Below are 21,667 nucleotides of genomic sequence, written 5' to 3' on the forward strand. Positions count from 1 at the left end.
TCCTTTTCTGAAAAGAGGGGTTTCCGCTGACATCACTTCCGGCAGGCAACGTCATGGCATTGCCTTTTGATAATGAGAATAGTAATCATTAATGAGAGGAATGTGGAGTTTTTCTTTCGCGTCTCGCCTTTCATTAACGCAATGTGCGGTTATAGTTTTCAAAACATTTACAAAACCTTTAACATGTATGGACATGTTCCATTTGGTTCGTTTATACACCACAACCGGTTTTATTCATGAAAATCATTTCTGCCCGTAAGGCTTCTCTCCCGCTGCTGCTGGTTCCCGTTACTTTCGCGCCGCTAACCGCAATGAGCGCGGAGGAACAGACCATGATCGTCAGCGCCACGCCGCAAACCGTATCGGAGCTGGATACCCCGGCCGCGGTCAGCGTCGTCAACGGCGATGACATGCGCCACGCCGCGCCTCGCATCAACCTGTCTGAATCCCTCGGCAGCGTGCCGGGACTGCAAATTCAGAACCGCCAGAACTACGCTCAGGATCTCCAGCTTTCAATGCGTGGATTCGGCGCACGCTCAACGTTTGGCGTGCGCGGTATCCGTATGTACGTCGACGGTATCCCTGCCACCATGCCGGACGGTCAGGGCCAGACCTCCAATATCGATCTCTCCAGCGTGGAGAGCGTTGAAGTGCTGCGCGGCCCCTTCTCTGCCCTGTACGGCAACGCCTCTGGCGGGGTGATTAACATCAACACCCAGACCGGGCAGCAGCCGCCGACCATTGAAGCCAGCAGCTATTACGGCAGCTACGGTACCTGGCGCTACGGCATGAAGGCCACCGGTGCGATGGGTGACGGCACCCACGCGGGCGATGTGGATTACACCGTTTCCACCACCCGCTTCACCACCAAAGGCTACCGTGACCACAGCGGCGCGCGGAAGAACCTGGCCAACGCCAAATTGGGTGTGCGGATTGATGACGTCAGCAAGCTGACGCTGATTTTCAACAGCGTGGACATGAAGGCCAACGATCCGGGCGGACTGAGCTATCAGGAGTGGCAGAATAATCCGCGTCAGTCTCCGCGCGGCGATCAGTACAACACCCGCAAGACCATCAAGCAGACCCAGGCCGGTCTGCGCTACGATCGCCAGCTCAGCGCGCAGGACGACCTCAGCGTGATGATGTACGCCGGTGAGCGTGAAATGACGCAGTACCAGTCGATTCCCTATCAGCCGCAGCTAAAAGCCTCCCACTCCGGCGGGGTGATTGATATGCAGCGTCATTATCAGGGCATCGATACCCGCTGGACGCACCGCGGCGAACTGCTCGTACCGGTGACGTTTACCACCGGCCTGAACTACGAAAACCTGAGCGAAGATCGTCGCGGATACGAGAACTTCGTGATGAACAACGGCGTGCCGGACTATGGCGTGAAGGGTGACAAGCGTCGAAACGAACGTAACCTGATGTGGAACGTTGACCCTTACCTGCAAACCAGCTGGCAGCTGACGCAGAAGCTGTCTGTGGATGCGGGAGTGCGCTACAGCTCGGTCTGGTTTGATTCCAACGACCATTACGTTACGCCGGGCAACGGCGATGACAGCGGTGACGCGAGCTATCACAAGTGGCTCCCGGCAGGCTCCGTGAAGTATGCGGTGACGGACGCATGGAACCTTTACGCTGCCGCAGGGCGTGGATTCGAAACGCCAACCATCAACGAACTCTCCTATCGTGCCGATAACCAGGGCGGTCTGAACATTGGCCTGAAGCCGTCCACCAACAACACGTACGAAGTGGGCAGCAAAACCCGCATTGGCAATGGCCTGCTGACCGCCGCCCTGTTCCGCACCGATACGGATGATGAGATCGTGGTGGATGCCAGCTCTGGCGGACGTACCAGCTATAAAAATGCCGGTAAAACCCGTCGTCAGGGTGTGGAAATCTCCCTCGACCAGCAGTTTGCTGAAAACTGGAAGCTGAAGCTGGCGTGGACCTACCTGGACGCGACCTACCGCACCAACGTCTGCGGCGACGCAGACTGTAACGGTAATCGTATGCCGGGCATCGCCCGCAACATGGGCTACGCTTCGTTTGGCTGGCAGCCGGAGGAAGGCTGGTACGCGGGCTCTGACGTGCGCTATATGAGCGATATCATGGCCGACGACGAGAACACGGCGAAAGCGCCGTCGTATACGGTGGTCGGGCTGAACACCGGTTATAAATTCAACTATGGCAACTGGGGCATGGACGTCTTTGGCCGCGTCGATAACTTGTTTGACAAAGAATACGTTGGCTCGGTTATTGTCAACGAGTCCAACGGTCGTTATTACGAACCAGCACCAGGCCGTAACTACGGGGTCGGGCTGTCGGTCTCTTATCGCTTCGAGTAAGCAAAAAGAAAAGTTTATTTTATTAATGAAATAACTCTCCTGATGGCAATAAACCATCAGGAGTTATTCACCAGATAAATAATTAGGTGCGGTATATAGTCGCTCTGTTAAATAATCTCTCAGTTAAAATATTGTCGCTGTAAAAGCAAATTCGCTTCATCAATCACCTTATCAATCGCCTTCTGGCAGGCAGCAACATCTCTTCGCTCAAGGGCGGAAAGTAGTCCGTCATAGTGATATGTCGACGCTTTGATGTCGTTAAGCTCCTGATGCAGATAGTTCATACAGGGCCCGATGCGCACCCAGAGCTGTTCAATTAAGGCATTAAGCGTCGGCATTTCCGCATACTGATAAAGCGTAAAGCGGAAGACGCGATTTGCATGAAGCGCCTGCTGAACGTTTCCGTTGCGCATGGCCTCATGGAATGCTTCTGACATTTTGCGCAACGTCTCCAGCTTTTGTTCAGACATATTCTGGCAGGCTGCGGCAACCGCCATCGGCTCAAGCTGTTTTCTGATGGCGTTAATCTCGTTATAACGCTCCAGCGTCACCTCCGGAACCAGAAATGCCTGCGCGGGCGTGGCGTGTAACGCCCCTGATGACACCAGACGCAAAAGCGCCTCGCGAACCGGGGTAATACTGGTTCCTAATTTATCGGCGATCTCTTTCGTAATCAGTCGTGCCCCAGGTTTGAGGGAGCCCGTAATTAACGCTCCTTTCAAACTGAGTTCAACTTGCATGGTAAGACTGATCCTTTGGGCTTTTTCTAAGTGATCCAAATCAAGCATGTTCAATTCCTGTAGCTAAAACTTAATGCTATTTTTAAACGCCAGTTTTAATAAAACGACGCTGGTCCGATATATCCTGTATCGTCATGCCTGGTGGTGGGAAGTACGTAAAAACATCAAAAAAAGCAAAGTTTGTTCTTTTATTGGTTTCGGGCCCATCCGTGATGCGGGCGCGAAATGCCATGTCCATTAATTAAAGACAATATATCGTATCTTCACAAATAAATATGGCGGGAAACCCCGCCATAATGCTGTTTATTTATTGTCACTCGCGACGCGAATCACGACTTTGCCGAAGTTCCGCCCTTCAAGCAGGCCAATCAGCGCCTCGGGTGCATTCTCCAGCCCGTCCGTGACCTGTTCACGATAGTGAATTTTGCCTTCCTGCACCCAGCGTCCCATCGCGTCCTGGAACTCTTTAATGCGGTGCCCGTAGTCCTGACCGATGATAAAGCCCTGCATACGAATGCGTTTCTTCAGGATGGTCGCCATCAGGAGCGGCAGACGATCCGGCCCCTCGGGCAGGCCCGTCGCATTGTAGCCGCTCACCAGTCCGCACACCGGCACGCGCGCGGAGGTATTCAGTAATGGCAGCACGGCGTCAAACACTTTCCCGCCGACGTTTTCATAATAGACATCAATCCCGTTCGGGCAGGCGCGTTTCAGCTGTTCGGCAAAATCGGCCGCGTGATGATCCAGACACAGGTCAAACCCGAGAACCTCAACGGCATGGCGGCATTTTTCAGCACCACCGGCGACGCCGACCACCCGGCAACCTTTAATTTTGCCGATCTGCCCGACGGTCGCGCCAACCGGGCCTGTCGCCGCGGCGACCACCAGCGTTTCACCTGCTTTTGGTTGCCCTATATCCAGCAATCCCATATAGGCGGTAAAGCCCGGCATGCCCAGAATACCCAGCGCCCAGGAAGGGTGTGACGGATTTTCGCCCAGCTTCACCAGGCCGCTGCCGTCCGAGAGTTCATACTCCTGCCAGCCGCTGTAGCCCAGCACCCACTCCCCGGCTTTGAAGTCGGGATGATTTGACTGTTCAACGCGGCTAACCGTTCCCCCCACCATCACCGCACCCAGCTCAACCGGCGGTGAATAGGATGGCGCATCGCTCATGCGCCCCCGCATGTACGGGTCCAGCGACAGCCAGACGGTGCGCAGCAAAAGCTGCCCCTCAGCGGGTGCTGGAACAGGCTGCGTTTCGAGACGAAAATTTTCCGCGACCGGCGCACCCTGTGGACGAGAGGCCAGTACCCAGCGGCGATTTTGCGAAACAGGTTGATTCATCGGGATCTCCTTCTGGTACACATGTCATTACAGCCTGGCTCACGATCGGCGTTATCGCATTAGCATTACGAGGCAGACTGGTTAAGCCGTACGACCAGATAAATACAGGGTTCATTCGTTTCGTTGATGAACCGGCAGTCATTTGGCGGCCCCAGCTCGAGACAGTCTCCGGCGTGCATTTCGTGCCGGGTATCGCCCTCCTGAAACACCAGCTCACCGGACTGGAGCCAGATAAGCTGACGTGCCAGCGCGTAAGAAGATGCGGGCATAGGAACATCGCTGCCCGCAGGCAGTTCCACCTGAACAAGGTCGATGGGCAGATCGGTACGGGGAGATACATGGCGGCGGAGGTAGTGCGTCTGTGGATCTCGCCAGACGGGCTGGTTTGCAAGGCGCAGCAGCTTGCCCTCCTGCATTTCGGCCCGGGCAATGAGCGTGGACATGCTGATGCCAAATGCGCCAGACAGGCGGGCAAGCAAGGTGGCCGTCGGGCTGCTGTCTCCGCGTTCTATCTTGTGGATCATCGCGCGCGAGACCCCTGCCCGGTCAGCAAGCTCGCTCAGGGACCATCCGCGAGACTCGCGTTCAAGGCGAATTCTTGCGCTAATCCGTTGATTCATCGTGTCTGTTATGGTGTTCATGACGTCATACTATAGTGTATGAACGGCATTTCAATGGGCTTTTGATAACAAAAAAATATGGCTTATGCCGTAGCGTTCGGGCAATGCCATTGTGTAATATCGTAGGAATAACGTAATACTATAGTGAACAACACACAGAGGGTTAATCATGATCGTTCGTCATGCCTGCAAAGAAGACTGCGCCGCGATAGGAGAAATCTACAACCACGCGGTGCTGCATACTGCCGCCATCTGGAACGATAAAACCGTCGATACCGATAACCGCATCGCGTGGTTTGAGGCGCGCACGCTCGCGGGTTACCCGGTTCTGGTGAGTGAAGAAAACGGTGCGATCACCGGTTACGCCTCTTTCGGCGACTGGCGCGCCTTCGACGGCTTTCGCCATACGGTTGAGCATTCGGTCTATGTCCACCCGGACCATCAGGGCAAAGGTATTGGCCGCACGCTGATGAACGCGCTGATTAACGAGGCCCGCACCATCGGTAAACACGTGATGGTGGCCGGTATTGAAGCGCAAAACCATGCCTCGATTCATCTCCATGAAACGCTCGGTTTTGTGACAACGGGGCAGATGCCGCAGGTGGGGACCAAATTTGGCCGCTGGCTGGACTTAACCTTTATGCAGCTTCAGCTGGACGAGCGCAGCGATCCGGACGCCATCCCATGAATCAGTCACTGACGCTGGCGTTTCTGGTGGCGGCGGGAATAGGTCTGGTGGTGCAAAACACCTTAATGGTGCGTATCACTCAGTCCTCCTCCACCATTCTTATCGCGATGCTGCTGAACTCTCTGGTCGGCATTGTGCTGTTTGTCAGCATTCTGCTGCTGAAACAGGGCTTCGCCGGGTTTAGCGAACTGGCCGCAACGGTACGCTGGTGGACGCTTATTCCGGGGCTGCTGGGGTCATTTTTCGTGTTTGCCAGCATTAGCGGGTATCAGAACGTTGGCGCGGCGACGACTATCGCCGTGCTGGTGGCAAGCCAGCTGATTGGCGGGCTGGTGATGGACGTGCTGAAAAGCAATGGCGTTCCGCTGCGCGCCCTGATTGGCCCGGTGTGCGGCGCGGTGATGCTGGTCGTCGGGGCCTGGCTGGTGGCGCGACGCCAGTTTTGATCGTTACAGTATGGTGCCGCCTTTGGTCAGCTGTTCCTCCCGCGCGTCCATCTCTTCTTTATGCTGCTTACCGTGGTGTGAAATCGCGGTACGCAGCCGCTGCTGCTGGTTGTAGCGATCTTCACGGCTAAGCTCTGCGTCATCGCTTAATTCAATCAGCAGTTCATTCATGTGGGTAATCACGCTCTCTTCGATGGCGGCATCCACACGGGCGGTAACGTCGTTTAAATGTGACATTGTCACTCCTTGTTAATTGCCGGGTGGCGGCTACGCCTTACCCGGCCTACAGGGGAACCGTAGGCCCGGTAAGCGCAGCGCCACCGGGCAACAAACTAGTTCAGCTTCGCTTTGGAGAAATCGCTGCCCATCAGGCTCACGCTGTAGCCGGTCACGTTGCTGCGGGTTGCATAGAACGTTTTCCCGTTTGCCAGTGCGATCCACGGTGCCTGCTGGTAGAAGATCTCCTGCGCCTGGCCGTAGAGTTTCGCACGCTCGGCCGGGCTGCTGGTCAGCTTCGCTTTTTGCACCAGAGCATCATAACCTTTATCGCACCAGCGCGCGGCGTTGGAGCCTGTTTTAATGCTGTTGCAGCCCAGCAGCACGTCGGCAAAGTTGTCCGGATCGCCGTTATCGGACATCCAGCCAAACAGCGCGGAGTCATGTTCGCCTTTGCGCATTCCGGAGAGGTATTCGCCCCACTCGTAGGAGACGATTTTAGCCTTCACGCCAACTTTCGCCCAGTCGCTCTGGATCATCTCCGCGATACGGCGTGAGTTAGGGTTGTACGGACGCTGAACCGGCATTGACCACAGCGTGACTTCCGCGCCCTTCTCCAGCCCGGCCTGCTTCAGCAGCGCTTTCGCTTTTTCAGGATCGTAGCTGTAGTCCTTCAGGTCTTTATTAAAGCCCAGCATATTTGGCGGGATCGGCGATTTTGCCACCGTACCGGAACCCATAAAGACCGCATTGACGATAGCCTTCTTGTCGGTCGCGTAGTTAAGCGCCTGACGCACCAGCACGTTATCAAACGGCTTTTTCTCGGTGTTAAACGCCAGATAGCCGACGTTCAGCGCATCGACCGAGTGCAGCGTCAGGTCTTTGTTGTTCTTGATCGCGTCAAACTGCACCGGAGATGGCGCAGGAATAATCTGGCACTCGTTGGTCTGCAGCTTCGCCAGGCGGGTTTCCACATTTGGCGTGATGGAGAAGATGAGATGTTTCGTCGGCACTTCGCCTTCCCAGTAGTTCGGGTTAGCAACGTAGCGGATCAGCGAATCCACCTTGTACTGCTGCAGGACATAAGGCCCGGTACCAATCGGCCAGGTATCTACGTTTTCAGGCGTGCCTTTTTTCAGCATCGCGTCGGCGTATTCAGCGGAGAGAATGGAGGCGAAATCCATCCCCCAGTCGGCCAGAAACGCGGCGTTGGGTTCGCTGAGGGTGAACTGGACGTGGTAATCATCGACCTTTTTCACGTCCTGAATCAGCTTATCGAGCCCGACATCGTTAAAGTATTCGTAATTGCCCTGCGAAATATTATGGTACGGGTGTTTAGGGTCTTTCTGACGCATGACCGAGAAAATAACGTCATCGGCGTTAAAGTCGCGCGTCGGTTTGAAGTATTTATTGCTGTTGAACTTCACCCCTTTGCGCAGGGCAAAGGTATAGGTCTTGCCGTCCGGTGAAATCGTCCAGGACTCTGCCAGCGACGGGACCGGGGTGTTTTTCACCGGATCGAAATTGATCAGGCGGTTGTACAGCACCTGAGAGCTGGCCACAAATGACGGGCCAGAGCTGGCGATTTGCGGGTTGAACGACTCGGGGGACGCTTCAGAACAGTAAATAAGCGTGTCGTTATTTGCCGCCCATGCGGCACCGGCTGGTAGAAGAGCGCTCAGCGCAAGGGCGAGCAGTGTTTTCCCTGTAGACATGGTTATAACCCTGACAGTTTTATTATATAAGACAGTAATAACAGCACAGGCGGTATGACCTGGCAAATAACGAAACACTATCAGGTTATTCTAAAGCCGCGTTATTTGCTGTTTTAACCGCCAGCCCCAAAATCGTGATTTGCCTTAAGGGCCATTATTCGTCAAGCACAACCGTCACTTTCTATGCCGTAAGAAATCGGCCCTTTTAGCGTCTCTTCCCCCGTTTGGTTGCTTCCTCGTTTCGTTAAAGTAACGGTGTGAAGAAGTATATGGGATCAAATCGTGGCAAAAACTCTTTTACGCAGCGGTAACCTGGATGACTTTCAGGCCGTTGGCGGCGGCGGACAAGCCGTTTTTGAATCAGCGTTACAAATCCGGGAAGCGCTCCGGTTGCGCAAACAACAGGCCATCGTCGACTGTCTGGCTATTCCTCAGGTCAACGACAGCGGTGACCGCGTGGACTGGTATTCCCCTGTTGAAGGGAGCGTAACCAGTTGGAAAGCGGCCGATGAAGATGACCGCTATCGCGCCCTGCGCTATCTGGAAAACACGCTGGCCAGCGTCGAGTCGTTAAGCAAGAAATGCCTCCAGTCCCCCAAAACCGCGCAGCAGCTTTTTGGTTCTCTGCTGTCGAAGGCGTTTCAGTTCCCGGGTGAAAACTTCCTCTTCCTGGTAGACGGAAAGCCGGTCATCAGCTTCTGGGGGTTTGTAAACCTGAACGAGAATGCGCGCGACGATGTCCTCGACTGCCTGCGTGAATCGCTGGTCCCTGAGCCTGCCCCCGTTGTCATTGAAGATCCTGAACCAGAACCCGAGCCAGAACCGCTGGTGGCCTTTGAACACGCCGACGAGCCGCTGATCGCCCCTTCCACGGTGGTGCGCATTACGCCGGAAGACCTGTATGAGCCTGAGCCAGCCCCGGCCGTTGCGCAACCCGTTCAGGAACCGGCTGTGCCGATCGTCGCGAAAAAGCGCCGCGTTCCCCTGTGGACGCTGCCGGTTGCCGCCGTAATCGTTGCCGCCATTGCCGCACCGCTGCTGTGGCCAAAACAGTCCCCTTCCGCTGAGCCCGCCCCGGCGCCTGCACCTCAGCCCGTCGAGATTGCGCCTAACCCGATCAAAGCGGTTGAGCCGCTGGCAATGAAATTACCGCTGCATCAGGCTGAAGTCCTGGCAAGCAAAGAAAAAGAACCGGCTCCCGTTCCTGCGCCACAGCCCGCTCCGGTGGTGATTGTCGCCATCCCGAAAGATGCCATGGTAATGGAAGCGAATCAGGTGAAAGCGGGATCGACGCGTTTCCTGAACGGCACCTGGCGTGCGGTTCTCGACGTGAAAGATCCGGTCACCGGCAAGCCGCCGTCAATGCGCTATCAGATCCAGAACAATAAAGGTTTCGCCCGGGTTGTCCATGGCGATAACGTTGTCTGCCGCGCGGAGGTCTTCTCCGGGCTGCACAGCAACGGCGAGCTGATGATTAAAAGTCGCGGTACTGCCCGCTGCACCGACGGCTCCCGCTACCCGATGCCGGAGGTTGCCTGTAAAGCAGGCGCCAGCGATATCGCAGAATGTCGCGCTCGTTATGATGCCAATACCGTCGTCCCACTGACGTTCAAGAAAGCAGGTGCCTGATCCTATGCTGGTTAATCTTTGCGACTATAAACAAAGCGTCACGCTTATTGCCAACAGCGGCGTGCAGTTCCTTGATTTCGGTCTGACGCCGCAGGACACCGCCAGCAACGGGCGCTTCGTACGTAAAACCGCGAACGGGCCGCTGTTGCGACTCGATTTCGACCTGGTCAACGGACGTTATACCGTGCCGGGAACGAACGGCGGGCAGCCTGAAGTGGTCAAACCGGAAACCACCATCCCGCTGCATCAGTCTCTGACGGTGCTGGACGGCGTCTGGCTTCCGGTTCCGTTCCTGCGCTTCAACCCACCGCGAACCTTTGTTGAGGGGCCGGATAACTGGGCACGCGTTCAGGTGCGCAGGCTGGATACACCCGATACGGCAGGCAATACGCACCGCGTGACCCTCGCCCTCGACAGCCAGATTGCTGAACACGCCACGTCAGCCCAGTCCCCGGTTGAAAACGATATTCTGAACGGGACCCGTTTCGCGCTGGCCTGGCGAGACAATGAGGTTGAAAGTTTCCTCGACCAGACCTGGATTGACGGCTGGCTGCGAGAGGCATTTACCCAGTATGCCGACGGCGTTGAAAACCGCTCAGAACGCGATCTCCAGCAGGCGATGCGCGGGTTTGAATACCAGGCCCACTGGCTCAACCTGATGACCATGCTCGGTGAACAGCTCACCGTGCCTGAAGTGAAATTTGTTACCCATACGCTCAGCACCCCTGCCATTCCGGTCGACCTGATCCTCGACGTGGGCAATACCCACACCTGCGGCGTCATTATTGAAGACCACGGCGACGCCAACGATGGGCTGCGCCAGACCGCCGAGCTGCAGGTCCGCTCGTTAAGCGAGCCGCAGCTCCTGAACGAGCCGCTGTTCACCAGCCGTCTCGAGTTTTCGGAAGCGCGTTTTGGCAAGCAGCACTTCTCGGTTGAAAGCGGTCGCGAAGACGCCTTCGTCTGGCCGTCGATTGTTCGCGTCGGTGATGAAGCCCGCAAGCTGGCGATGCAGCGTCTGGGAACGGAAGGCAATAGCGGCATCTCCAGCCCGCGCCGCTACCTGTGGGATGAAACGCCGGTCGTGCAGGACTGGCGCTTTAGCCAGATGAACAGCAAAACCCAGCGTGAACCGCTTGCCACCGCGTTTCCGCTGATGAACCTGATGAACGATGACGGAGAGCCGCTCTTCACGCTGCCGCAGGACGAGCGGCTGCCGGTCTTCTCGCCGCAGTACAGCCGCAGCACCCTGATGACGCACATGCTTTGCGAGCTGCTGGCGCAGGCGCTGGGGCAGATCAACAGCGTCGCCACGCGCCTGCGTCTGGGCTTCCCGGCGTCGCCGCGCCAGCTGCGCACCCTGATCCTGACGCTGCCCTCGGCCATGCCAAAGCAGGAGCGCGAGATTTTCCGTCGCCGCATGTTTGAAGCCATCGCCATCGTCTGGAAAGCGATGGGATGGCACCCGCAGGATGAGGACTTTGTCACCCGCAAACAGCAGGATAAAAGCGTGGTGCCGGTGCCTGAAATCCAGATGGAGTGGGATGAAGCCAGCTGTGGTCAACTGGTCTGGCTGTATAACGAAGCGATCTCCCGCTTTGGCGGTCAGACAGAAGCCTTCTTCGCCTCCCTGGCTCGCCCGGACCGTGAGCCTGAGCCGGGTAGCCAGCCGGGCCGCGCGCTGCGCGTCGCGTCCATCGACATCGGCGGCGGCACAACGGATATGGCGATCACCCATTATCAGCTGGATGACGGTTCCGGGAATAACGTCAAGATCACCCCGCAGCTGCTGTTCCGTGAAGGATTTAAGGTCGCGGGTGACGATACGCTTCTGGACGTGATTCAGCGCTACGTGTTGCCCGCCCTGCAAACGCAGCTGCAGAAATCCGGCATCGCGGACGCCTCGCTGCTGATGGCTTCGCTGTTCGGCGACTCCGGGCGCATCGATACCCAGGCCGTACTCCGCCAGCAAACGGCGCTTCAGCTCTTTATGCCGATTGGCCACGCCATTCTTGCCGCGTGGGAATCGAGCGATGTCGACGATCCGCTGGCCGGTCTGCATGCCAACTTTGGCGATCTCCTGCGGCAGAAGCCGACCCGTAACGTGATGAATTACCTGCAGCAGGCGATCGATCATGCCCTGCCGGCGGGTTCAGACGCGTTTGACCTGTTCGCGGTGCCGCTTCACGTGAACTTCCGCGAAATGCAGGATGCGATGCTGGCCGGGCAGTTTACGCTGGCCTCACCGCTCCACGCGGTGTGTGAGGCGATATCCCATTACAGCTGCGATATTCTGCTGATCACCGGACGCCCCGGCTGCCTGCCTGGCGTTCAGGCGCTCATTCGTCATCTGCAGCCGGTGCCGGTCAATCGCATCGTCTGGCTGGATAAATACCAGGTGCACGAGTGGTATCCGTTCAGCCAGCAGGGGCGCATTGGCAACCCGAAATCGACGGCCGCCGTGGGAGCCATGCTCTGCAGCCTGGCGCTCGACCTGCGTCTGCCGCGCTTCAACTTTAAAGCCGCGGACATTGGCGCGTATTCAACCGTGCGGTATCTCGGCGTGCTGGATAACACCGTCAATACCCTGCGCGAGGAAAACGTCTGGTATCAGGATATCGATCTTGATAAACCCGGCGCGAAGCTCGACGCACGTCTGCACTTCCCGCTGCGCGGTAACGTCACCCTCGGCTTCCGCCAGCTGGCGAACGCGCGCTGGCCCGCCACGCCGCTCTACACGCTCAGCATTAACTCGGCTGAACTGGCGAAAGCCATTGCCGGTGACGGCGTGCTGAACGTGCGGCTGAAACTCTGCGGCGGCAGCAAGCAGGAAGGCCCGGAGGCCTTCGAGCTGAGCGATGCCTGGCTGCAGGACGGCACGCCGGTTGCGCCTGACGCATTAACCTTCAAACTGAATACTTTGGCCGATCGCCGACACAGCGGTAGCCACTACTGGATCGACAGCGGGAGCGTATACCTGAAATGACAGCGACGACGACCACCACTCAGGCCTTAATCGGGTGGATTAATGAGACGCGCCTGAACGCCCCTGTGCTGGATAACGATGCTGACGCCCTGCTTGCTCGCATCAACGCGGCGCAGGCGCGGGAGCAGGCCATTGAACGCGCCATGTCCCGCCAGAGCAGCATTGGGCTGTACGGTCATTCGCAGAGCGCGAAAGCACACCTGCTGTTGTCTCTGTGCGGCAGCGGTAATGGACGCCTGAACGTGACGCCGGGCCAGCGCACATTTGACTATTTTTCGCATATCAATCCGGGGCATGCCCTGACCAACATGGCCGTCCGCTTCACCCGGGAAAACCCGGAGCTGGCCGATGAGGCGTTCCCGCTGCGTCTGCGTCTGGTCACCGAGGCCGAGCTGGTACAGCTGTTTATTGCCCGCACGACCCTGCATCCGCAGATGCGCGCGGTGGATAAGGCGGTCATTGAGACACGTCTCGAGAAATGGCGCGGGCTGCGCCAGCCGCAGGGCGTGCCCGGCATCACGGGTCAGGAAGTGGGTGCGATTGCCCGCTTCTGGCAAAGCACCGTACCCGCCGCGAAACAGCAAATTGACGATGCCCTGTGGCATGAATTTGCCCAGCTGGTGCCCTCGCTCGATCTCAGCACGCGGGCCAGCGTCTGGTCGCTGCTGTGGGGCGAGCAGCAGGAGTTGACCCAGCAGTGGTTAAAACTGGCCCATGTGCTGCACCAGACCAGCCATGCCGGTGAGCTTGCTGCCCCGCTTAGCCTGCTGGTGGACAGCTTTGGGCTGCCGGGTGAAGGGTTCCTGACGCACGACGGCACGTTAGACCTTCAGGACGCGCAGGAGACGCTGCTTCATCCGCTAAATAGCGGTGAAATGCTTAACGCCATCAGTATCCCCGTCGATGTTCTGGCCTTCCTGACCCGCGAGCTGGTGCTGCCGGTTGAGAGCGGCGCGCTGGATAACGTCGATATTATTGATATTCCAGTTTTTGAAGATAACCGTGCCGACCCGCTACGCCAGGCGAAGTCCCAGTGGCTGCTCGAGCATTACCGTCAGCAGCTTCAGCCTGATGTGCTGGTGATTTGTAATGCGACGGCGCAGCACGAACAGACGGCCAAAAAAGCAAAAGTGTTGATGAACTGGGTGAAGGAGACGCAGCCTGCTGAAGAGTCTGCCCTTCCGGGTCTGGTGTGGGCAATTACCCCTCACGACGCTCGCTTTACCACCCGGCAGAATCTCGATGAAGCCGTACAGCATCTGCTCGGGAAACCGGGTTTACGCTGGGGCACGCTGCAGGCGCTGGACAGCCACAGCATGCAGCGCGTCATCGAGTGGCTCTCTCAGGCCACGCTGCCCGCGCAGCGACACAAGCGTCTCAGCACGCTGAAAGGCCTGCTGCGACAGGAGCTCTCATCGCTGATGCAAAGCTATCTTGCGCCGCTGGTTGAGGAACCGGGGACAAGACGTGTTCAGGCCGAAAACATGGTGCGCACGTTGCAAAACAGCGCCGCCCGCCACGGCGAACTGCTTGAAGGCCTGCTGCCGCCGCTGAAAGCCTTTGAAACACTGCTCGCCGTTCAGCAGCCTCGCGAGGAGCAGGTGAACGGGCTGTTTACGGACACCATTGACCTGTTTGCCGAGAATGCGCAGGAAAGCAACGGCCTGTTCCAGACAAAAGACAAAGCGCGGCTGGCGCATAGAGTCTGGATAAATCATCTGCGCCAGTGGAGCCGCAATGAGGCCGCGGCCGCCCGTCTTGGGCTGGAACCTGCGGTGTTACAGCAAATCGCGGATGTCCTGGTGGTCACCAGCTACCGGCTTGAACTGCCTCAACAGCTTCAGCGTATCGTCGAAGCGGATAAAAGCAGCGCTGCACAGCTGCATGCCGTGATGGGCAATTTCATTGGCTGGCTGGGTTACGACCAGACGCCCGTGGCGGGACGTCCGGCAAGCCGCATCCGCAAGGGCCAGGCAATCTTCGTTACGCCGGTGGTCAGCAGCGCCGAGCCCCGCTTGACGCGCCTGGGGGAACAGCCTGTGCATGCGGCCACCGCGTACGTTTACGACTGGCTGGTCGCCCTCTATAGCCGCGCGATAGAGAACATTGATTACCAGCACCCGCATGATGTTCAGCATGACGCTCGTCAGGCCTTGCACGCATTATTACGCTAAACGCTGATTAACAATGTAGCCGCATTTCTTGCCGGGTGGCGCTGCGCTTACCCGGCCTACATTTTGCAACGATGATAAATTGCACGATAATCACACTGCCATACACCAGGCTAACGTCTCTGCCAGCGCAGACGGGTTTTCCCACGACATTGAATGCCCCGCCGCAGGGATGATTTTTACCTCAACGCCCTTTTGCTTCAGATTGTCCACATCGTCATCCGGCAGAGACAGCTCGCCGAAAATCAACGTTACCGGGCAAGGGAGTGACAGGAACTGCGCTTCCCATTCGGGCTCCACGCCCGCCACCAGGCTCGATGCGCCCCGCCAGACGGCGTACGGCGCATTGCTCTGCAGACACCCCGCCCACGCCGTTTTTTCCGCGCTGAGCATGGCGTCATAGCCCTGGTTCAGAAACTGCTGCTCGGTTTGCGCTGCAATAGACCGGCTGAACATCCCGCCACCCGCATGAAAATTGGGCTCTGACACCATCAGCCCCTTCACGCGCGTTGCCAGCAGCCCCGCCGTTTCGATAGCAATGCTGCCGCCCATGCTGTGGCCGTATAACCAGAAGGCATCCAGCTTAAGGTGGTCAATCAGCTCCGCCACAACGTGCGCCTGGTCGGTAGTTTTATAGCTGTAGTGCTCAGGCTTGTCGCTGTAGCCGCTGCCGGGCAAATCGATGAGAATCGCTCTGCGCGAGCCAAACAGCGGGTCATGAACGACACGGGGATATTCATAGGAAGAGGCGCAGCCCAGCCCGTGGATGAACACAACGGGATCGCCGGTGCCGGGCAGGTCATGCCAGCGCACGGTACAACCGGCCTGCTGCGAGTAAAAACTGTTCATAAGCACTCCTTTTACGATGCACTGTGTATTTATACAGTTATCGTATCTGGAATGCCATATTCATCTTTTAAAAATGGAAGCGTGCTTCAGAAAAGCGAGACCAGCAGCGCAACGGGAAAGCTCATTGGCCAGGTTGACCCCACCAGAAAAGCGCTGAGCAGGCGGATACGTTTGCGGTCTTTGGAGAGGAACCAGGTAATTAATGCGCAGATGGAAGCCATGATTGCGTAAAAAACCAACATCTTTTGATACAACGTCATTCTGTATACCAGAGCCGAAAAAATAACCGCACGCAATATGCGTCATATGTTGATACAGATCAAGTTTTTTCGTTACAGAATAACCACTTAAAATTCATGGATAATAACAATTGAGTATCATGCATAACACTCATGGCGGGCTGGCGAACGCCTGGCCGCGAATACGACCAGGCATGACGGGCTTAGTGTTTGATCATCACATGCCGGACAACCGTATAATCCTCAAGTCCGTAGACCGACATATCTTTGCCATAGCCGGATAATTTCATGCCGCCGTGCGGCATTTCACTCACCAGCATAAAATGGGTATTCACCCAGGTGCAGCCGTACTGCAGGCGCGCGCTCAGGCGATGGGCGCGGCCCACGTCTTTGGTCCAGACCGATGACGCCAGTCCATACTGCGAATCGTTCGCCCAGGCCAGCACCTGCGCCTCGTCGTCAAATTCGGTGACGCTCACCACCGGGCCAAACACCTCGCGCTGAACGATGGCGTCGTCCTGTTTTGCCCCCGCCAGCAGGGTTGGCTGGAAGTAGTAGCCCGCCCCCTCTTTTTTGCTCCCGCCCGTGACGACGCGGATATGGCCGAGCGCTTTCGCGTCATCGACGGCCTTACAGACGCGTGAAAGATGGGCGGCCGAGCTGAGCGGCCCAAGTTCGGTTGAGCCCTCCTCCGGCGCTCCCATTTTAAGGCTGGCGACCGCTGCGCCCAGCTTTTCCACCAGCGCGGCATAAATGCCCTTCTGGGCATAAATACGGCAGGCCGCCGTACAGTCCTGCCCGGCGTTGTAGAAACCAAACGTCCGCACCCCTTCGACAACCGCATCCAGGTCGGCATCATCAAAGACGATAACCGGCGCTTTACCGCCCAGCTCCATGTGGGTGCGTTTAATAGAGGACGCCGTATGGCCGATGATATGTTCCCCGGTAGCAATCGAACCGGTCAGCGAAACCATGCGGACTTTTTCATGCCCGGTAAGCTGATCGCCGACCGTTTTCCCCCGACCAAACAGGACGTTCAGAACGCCTGCCGGGAAAATATCTTTTGCCAGCTCTCCCAGCTTCAGCGCGGTCAGCGGCGTGATCTCGGAGGGCTTAATCACCACGCAGTTCCCTGCCGCCAGCGCGGGCGCCAGTTTCCATGCCGCCATCATCAGCGGATAGTTCCAGGGGGCAATAGAGGCAACCACGCCCACCGGATCGCGGCGGATCATCGACGTGTGGCCGTCAAGGTACTCGCCCGCGGCCAGCCCGTTCAGACAGCGGGCGGCCCCGGCAAAGAAACGGAAAACGTCGACCACCGCCGGAATTTCATCATCCAGAGCACAGTGCAGCGGCTTGCCGCAGTTGAGGGATTCGAGCCGGGCAAAGTCCTCCCCATGCGCTTCAATCGCATCCGCCAGCTTCAGCAGGCACTCGGCGCGGGTTTTCGGTGTGGTTTGTCCCCACTCCACAAAAGCACGGTCGGCCGCCTGAACCGCCGCGTCGACCTGAGCCGCTGACGCCTCGGCAATTTCCAGCAGGAGTTCTCCAGTGGCCGGGTTATAGACCGGCTGTTTTTCTCCCTCTCCGGCTACCAGTTTTCCCTCTATCAGCAGTTGTGTTTGCATAGCATTTTCCTGTTGAATTCACTGTTATTTCCCGCTGCCGGCGATGTTCTCGCCGTCGCGGGTTAGCCACCAGGCTCCCAGAATGGGGATAGTTGTCACCAGCATCACCAGCAGTGCTACGACGTTGGTGACCGGCACGTCGCGCGGACGGCCAAGCTGATTGAGCAACCACAGCGGTAACGTGCGTTCGTGTCCCGCCGTAAACGTTGTGACGATTATCTCGTCAAACGACAGGGCAAACGCCAGCATTCCCCCGGCCAGCAGCGCGGAACCCAGATTGGGCAGCACCACATAGCGGAAGGTTTGCCATCCGTCGGCCCCGAGATCCATCGACGCTTCCACCAGGTTCCAGGAGGTGCGTCTGAACCGGGCAATCACGTTGTTAAACACCACCACCACGCAAAAGGTGGCGTGTCCGACCACGATGGTGAAAAACCCCGGCTCAAGGTCGATCGTTTTGAATGCTGTCAGCAGCGCCAGGCCGGTGATGATCCCCGGCAACGCAATCGGTAACAGCAGCAACAGTGAGATCGCATTCTTGCCAAAAAACTCGCTTCGCCACAGCGCCGCTGCAGCAAGCGTGCCAAGCACAAGGGCAATTGCGGTGGATAGCGACGCAATCTGAAGTGACAACGTCACGGATTCAATAATATCGCCGCGCCCCGCCGCCACGCTAAACCACTTCAGCGTCAGCCCCTGCGGCGGAAAGCTGAAGGCAGCGTCTTCGGTATTAAAGGCATAGGTCGCGATAATCAGCAGCGGGAAGTGCAGGAAGATAACGCCTCCCCAGGCTGCCACTTTCAGGAACAGCGGTGCGCGTTCAGAGTGCATCGAATGCTCCCAGACGTTTCACGAACGCCAGATAGAGTGAAATCAGCACGATGGGCACCAGCGTGAACGCGGCGGCCATGGGCATATTGCCAATGGCACCCTGCTGCGAGTAGACCATGTTACCGATGAAGTAACCCGGCGGCCCCACCAGCTGCGGAACGATGAAATCCCCCAGCGTCAGGGAAAAGGTGAATATTGAGCCAGCCGCAATACCCGGGATCGCCAGCGGCAGAACGACGTAGCGAAAGGTCTGGCGAGGGAGCGCGCCAAGGTCGGCTGAGGCCTGCAGTAGCGAGGCAGGCAGGCGTTCCAGCGCCGCCTGGACCGGCAGGATCATAAACGGCAGCCAGATGTAGACGAAGACCAGAAACCGCCCCAGCCCGGAGGTGGACAAGGTGTTGCCACCAATCGCCGGGAGCGTAAGGAGTGAGGTCAGGATCGGCTCCAGCCCCATATGGTTGAGAAACCACTGCGCCACCCCGTCCTTCGCCAGCAGCAGCGTCCAGGCGTAGGCTTTGACGATGTAGCTCGCCCACATCGGCAGCATCACGGCGATATAGAAAAACGCTTTCCACTTGCCGCGGGTGTATCGCGCCATGTACCACGCCATCGGGAATGCCAGGATGGCGCTGGCAATCGTCACCGCAATCGCCATCGTTAGCGTGCGCAGGATGATGTCGTAGTTGGCCGGGTTGAAAAGCGCCTGAATGTTCGCCAGGGTCAGATCCGGCGTGACGGCCATGGTGAAATCGTCAAAGGTGTAGAACCCTTGCCACAGCAGGGTCAGAAGCGATCCTAAATAGACGATGCCAAACCACATCAGCGGCGCGAGCAGAAGCAGGAACAGGCCGAGCGACGGTTTACGCCAGAACAGCGCCGTCATGCGGCTTAAGCGGCCGCGCGAGGCGGGAGGATGCGCAACGCTCATATCCATTTCACCTCTCCTCGTGCAGGCGAATCATCGCCTCGCGTGACCACGACGCCGTGACGGCCTGCCCCGGCGCAATGCCGCTCAGCGGCGAGGTTTCACTGAGATTAGCCTGGCTCACCAGCAGCTTGGCTCCGTCGGCGAGTTTCAGCTCCAGCCGCGTGGCCGCCCCCTGATACTGAACGGCCTGCACGACACCCTGAACCTGAACGTCTCCGCCCTCATCAAGGCGAATATGTTCCGGACGCAGGGAATAGCTGCCCTCCATGCCGCATATTTTCTGCGCAAGGCTCGCATCGAAGACGTTAGAGGTGCCGACAAAACCGGCGACAAACGGCGTGCGCGGACGCATGTAGAGATCGCGCGGGGTATCCACCTGCTCGATGCGCCCGTTATTGAACACCGCCACCCGGTCTGACATGGAAAGGGCCTCGCCCTGATCGTGGGTGACAAAAATAAAGGTGATGCCGAGTTCCTGCTGAAGCTTCTTCAGCTCGAACTGCATCTGTTCACGCAGTTTGAGATCGAGCGCACCAAGGGGTTCGTCCAGCAGCAGGACGCGCGGTTCATTCACCAGCGCGCGGGCGATGGCGACACGCTGCCGCTGGCCGCCGGAAAGTTGCGAAGGTTTGCGGGTAACGGCAAAGCTCAGGCCCACTTTCTCCAGGGCATCACGGGCCTGCGCATGGCGTTTTTTCTTGTCGATGCCTTTGACCATCAGCCCGTAGGCGACATTGTCGAGGATCGACATATGCGGAAACAGCGCGTAGTCCTGAAAGACGGTGTTCACATCCCGCTCCCAGGGAGGCAGTTCGCTCGCCTCTTTGCCGAAGATAGAAATCGTGCCGCCTGACAGCTGCTCAAAGCCGGCAATCAGACGCAGGCAGGTGGTTTTGCCGGAGCCCGAAGGCCCCAGCATGGAGAAAAATTCTCCGTCACGAATAGCAATGGTGACTCCATCCACCGCCCGTACGTCGCCGTACAGACGGGAAACGTTGTTAAACTCTACTGCGTACGTCATGTTCTGCTCCCGGGCAATTAACGACCGCCCATGATGGCGATGTAATCCTGCGTCCAGCGGCTGTAAGGGACAAATTTGCCGCCTTCTGCGATGGGGGTTTTCCAGAACATGATTTTGTCGAACTCGTTATAACCGTTTGTTTCGCAGCCTTTATCACCCAGCAGCGTGCTGGCCTTACACCCTTCTGCAACCACGGGCAGGGAGCCAAACCACGCCGCCAGATCGCCCTGCACTTTCGGCGTCAGCGACCAGTTCATCCATTTGTAGGCGCACATCGGGTGTTTTGCCTGCGCGTGCAGCATGGTGGTGTCCGCCCAGCCGGTCACTCCCTCCTTCGGGAAGACGGTAGCAACGGGCTGGTTCTCTGCCTTCAGGGCATTCGCCTGATACGGCCAGGCGCTGGAGGCCACGACACCTTCATTTTTAAAGTCGCTCATCTGAACGGTAGTGTCATGCCAGTAGCGGTGGATCAGCGCGTGCTGGTCGCGAAGCACCTTGAGCACGGCGGCATACTGTTTTTCGGTGAGCTGGTACGGGTCTTTAATACCCAGCTGCGGCTGCGTGGCTTTGACGAACAGCGCGGCATCGGCGATATAAATCGGGCCGTCGTAGGCCTGCACGCGTCCCTGATTGGTTTTACCGTCCGGCAGATCCTGTTTGGTAAAGACCACGCTCCAGCTGTCCGGTGGCGTCGGGAAGGTTTTGGTGTTGTACATCAGCAGATTTGGCCCCCACTGGTACGGCGTGCCGTAGACTTTACCGCCGACGTTAAACCATTCCCCTTTCACAATCCGCGCGTCGAGAGTTTTCCAGTTGGGGATGAGGTCGGGGTTAATGGGCTGAACGCGTTTCCCCATGATCAGGCGCAGCGAGGCGTCACCCGAGGCGGTGACCAGGTCATATCCCCCTTTCGCCATCAGGCTGACCATTTCATCCGACGTGGCCGCCGTCTTGACGTTGACCGCACACCCGGTCTCTTTTTCAAACTGGGTGACCCAGTCATAATTTTTATCCGTCTGTCCGCGTTCGATGTATCCCGGCCAGGCGATAATATCCAGCCGACCTTCCCCGTCGCCAATGGCCTTTGGTGGTTCTGCGGCTTGCGCTGTCATGATAGTCATGCCGAGCGCACACAGGCTGCTGCGGGCAAAATTTTTGCTCATAAGAGTTACTCCTGTCGCAATGAAATTTAGCGGCAGCCGTGCCGTAAAAATATCTCCTTTATTAAACGTAGACCGCGCAAATGCGCCGCACCGTACGGCTTC

18 protein-coding genes are annotated in these 21,667 nt (G+C 57.6%); 6 read left to right on the forward strand and 12 right to left on the reverse strand.

Translation table 11 applies throughout. The features are described 5' to 3' along the window. Positions 1-236 precede the first annotated feature (236 nt). Positions 237-2,351 carry a TonB-dependent receptor PqqU gene (gene pqqU, locus GVO84_RS12200; protein ID WP_159514290.1) on the forward strand — a complete coding sequence of 705 codons (2,115 nt, stop codon included), beginning with the start codon at positions 237-239 and terminating at the stop codon, positions 2,349-2,351. 119 nt (positions 2,352-2,470) lie between these two features. Here pqqU and GVO84_RS12205 read toward each other — a convergent pair whose 3' ends face one another. The 3 genes from GVO84_RS12205 to GVO84_RS12215 form a co-directional block, all read right to left on the reverse strand. After that, positions 2,471-3,139, reverse strand: coding sequence for a GntR family transcriptional regulator (locus GVO84_RS12205; RefSeq protein WP_159514291.1), 669 nt, complete (start codon positions 3,137-3,139; stop codon positions 2,471-2,473). A 255-nt stretch (positions 3,140-3,394) separates the two neighbouring features. Continuing rightward, the gene (locus GVO84_RS12210) at positions 3,395-4,435 is read right to left on the reverse strand and encodes an NADP-dependent oxidoreductase (RefSeq protein ID WP_159514292.1); all 1,041 of its coding nucleotides are present in this window, start codon (positions 4,433-4,435) and stop codon (positions 3,395-3,397) included. 65 nt (positions 4,436-4,500) lie between these two features. Then, complete coding sequence (locus tag GVO84_RS12215; RefSeq protein ID WP_063142657.1) at positions 4,501-5,076, reverse strand: helix-turn-helix domain-containing protein; 576 nt, start codon at positions 5,074-5,076, stop codon at positions 4,501-4,503. Positions 5,077-5,224: 148 nt separating this feature from the next. Between GVO84_RS12215 and GVO84_RS12220 the strand changes: the two genes are divergently transcribed. Further along, positions 5,225-5,743: a GNAT family N-acetyltransferase gene (locus tag GVO84_RS12220; RefSeq protein WP_159514293.1), complete on the forward strand. Its 519-nt coding sequence runs from the start codon at positions 5,225-5,227 to the stop codon at positions 5,741-5,743. Continuing rightward, positions 5,740-6,189: a DMT family transporter gene (locus GVO84_RS12225; RefSeq protein ID WP_121423867.1), complete on the forward strand. Its 450-nt coding sequence runs from the start codon at positions 5,740-5,742 to the stop codon at positions 6,187-6,189. Before GVO84_RS12220 ends, GVO84_RS12225 begins: the two co-directional genes overlap by 4 nt. A gap of 3 nt (positions 6,190-6,192) precedes the next feature. Here the strand turns inward: GVO84_RS12225 and GVO84_RS12230 are convergent, their stop codons facing one another. Further along, positions 6,193-6,426: a YdcY family protein gene (locus GVO84_RS12230; RefSeq protein ID WP_121423868.1), complete on the reverse strand. Its 234-nt coding sequence runs from the start codon at positions 6,424-6,426 to the stop codon at positions 6,193-6,195. Between the two features lie 95 nt (positions 6,427-6,521). Continuing rightward, the gene (locus GVO84_RS12235) at positions 6,522-8,120 is read right to left on the reverse strand and encodes an ABC transporter substrate-binding protein (RefSeq protein WP_159514294.1); all 1,599 of its coding nucleotides are present in this window, start codon (positions 8,118-8,120) and stop codon (positions 6,522-6,524) included. 282 nt (positions 8,121-8,402) lie between these two features. Between GVO84_RS12235 and GVO84_RS12240 the strand changes: the two genes are divergently transcribed. Genes GVO84_RS12240 through GVO84_RS12250 form a run of 3 tightly spaced genes read left to right on the forward strand, consistent with a single transcriptional unit; the run spans position 8,403 to position 14,909 of the window. Further along, complete coding sequence (locus GVO84_RS12240; protein ID WP_159514295.1) at positions 8,403-9,749, forward strand: SrfA family protein; 1,347 nt, start codon at positions 8,403-8,405, stop codon at positions 9,747-9,749. A gap of 4 nt (positions 9,750-9,753) precedes the next feature. Beyond that, positions 9,754-12,735, forward strand: coding sequence for a virulence factor SrfB (locus GVO84_RS12245; RefSeq protein ID WP_159514296.1), 2,982 nt, complete (start codon positions 9,754-9,756; stop codon positions 12,733-12,735). Beyond that, positions 12,732-14,909 (forward strand): virulence factor SrfC family protein, encoded by a 2,178-nt coding sequence (locus GVO84_RS12250; protein ID WP_159514297.1) that lies wholly within the window; start codon positions 12,732-12,734, stop codon positions 14,907-14,909. The genes GVO84_RS12245 and GVO84_RS12250 overlap by 4 nt, the downstream gene beginning before the upstream one ends. A 90-nt stretch (positions 14,910-14,999) precedes the next feature. Here the strand turns inward: GVO84_RS12250 and GVO84_RS12255 are convergent, their stop codons facing one another. The 7 genes from GVO84_RS12255 to ydcS form a co-directional block, all read right to left on the reverse strand. Next, positions 15,000-15,755, reverse strand: a complete 756-nt coding sequence (locus GVO84_RS12255; RefSeq protein ID WP_159514298.1) for an alpha/beta fold hydrolase — start codon at positions 15,753-15,755, stop codon at positions 15,000-15,002. 86 nt (positions 15,756-15,841) lie between these two features. Next, a complete protein-coding gene (locus GVO84_RS12260; RefSeq protein WP_013096478.1) occupies positions 15,842-16,015 on the reverse strand; it encodes a GhoT/OrtT family toxin in 174 nt (57 codons plus the stop codon). 182 nt (positions 16,016-16,197) lie between these two features. Next, complete coding sequence (gene patD / locus GVO84_RS12265) at positions 16,198-17,622, reverse strand: aminobutyraldehyde dehydrogenase (protein WP_159514299.1); 1,425 nt, start codon at positions 17,620-17,622, stop codon at positions 16,198-16,200. Between the two features lie 24 nt (positions 17,623-17,646). Next, positions 17,647-18,453 carry an ABC transporter permease gene (locus tag GVO84_RS12270; RefSeq protein WP_159514300.1) on the reverse strand — a complete coding sequence of 269 codons (807 nt, stop codon included), beginning with the start codon at positions 18,451-18,453 and terminating at the stop codon, positions 17,647-17,649. Next, positions 18,443-19,381 (reverse strand): ABC transporter permease, encoded by a 939-nt coding sequence (locus GVO84_RS12275; RefSeq protein WP_370686477.1) that lies wholly within the window; start codon positions 19,379-19,381, stop codon positions 18,443-18,445. The genes GVO84_RS12270 and GVO84_RS12275 overlap by 11 nt, the downstream gene beginning before the upstream one ends. 7 nt (positions 19,382-19,388) lie before the next feature. Further along, positions 19,389-20,402, reverse strand: a complete 1,014-nt coding sequence (locus GVO84_RS12280) for an ABC transporter ATP-binding protein (RefSeq protein ID WP_159514302.1) — start codon at positions 20,400-20,402, stop codon at positions 19,389-19,391. A 17-nt stretch (positions 20,403-20,419) separates the two neighbouring features. Beyond that, a complete protein-coding gene (ydcS, locus tag GVO84_RS12285; protein ID WP_121423876.1) occupies positions 20,420-21,565 on the reverse strand; it encodes a putative ABC transporter substrate-binding protein YdcS in 1,146 nt (381 codons plus the stop codon). Between the last annotated feature and the right edge of the window lie 102 nt (positions 21,566-21,667).

Origin of the sequence: Enterobacter sp. SM3 (assembly GCF_009811935.2) — a bacterium.
Lineage (GTDB): Bacteria > Pseudomonadota > Gammaproteobacteria > Enterobacterales > Enterobacteriaceae > Enterobacter > Enterobacter asburiae_D.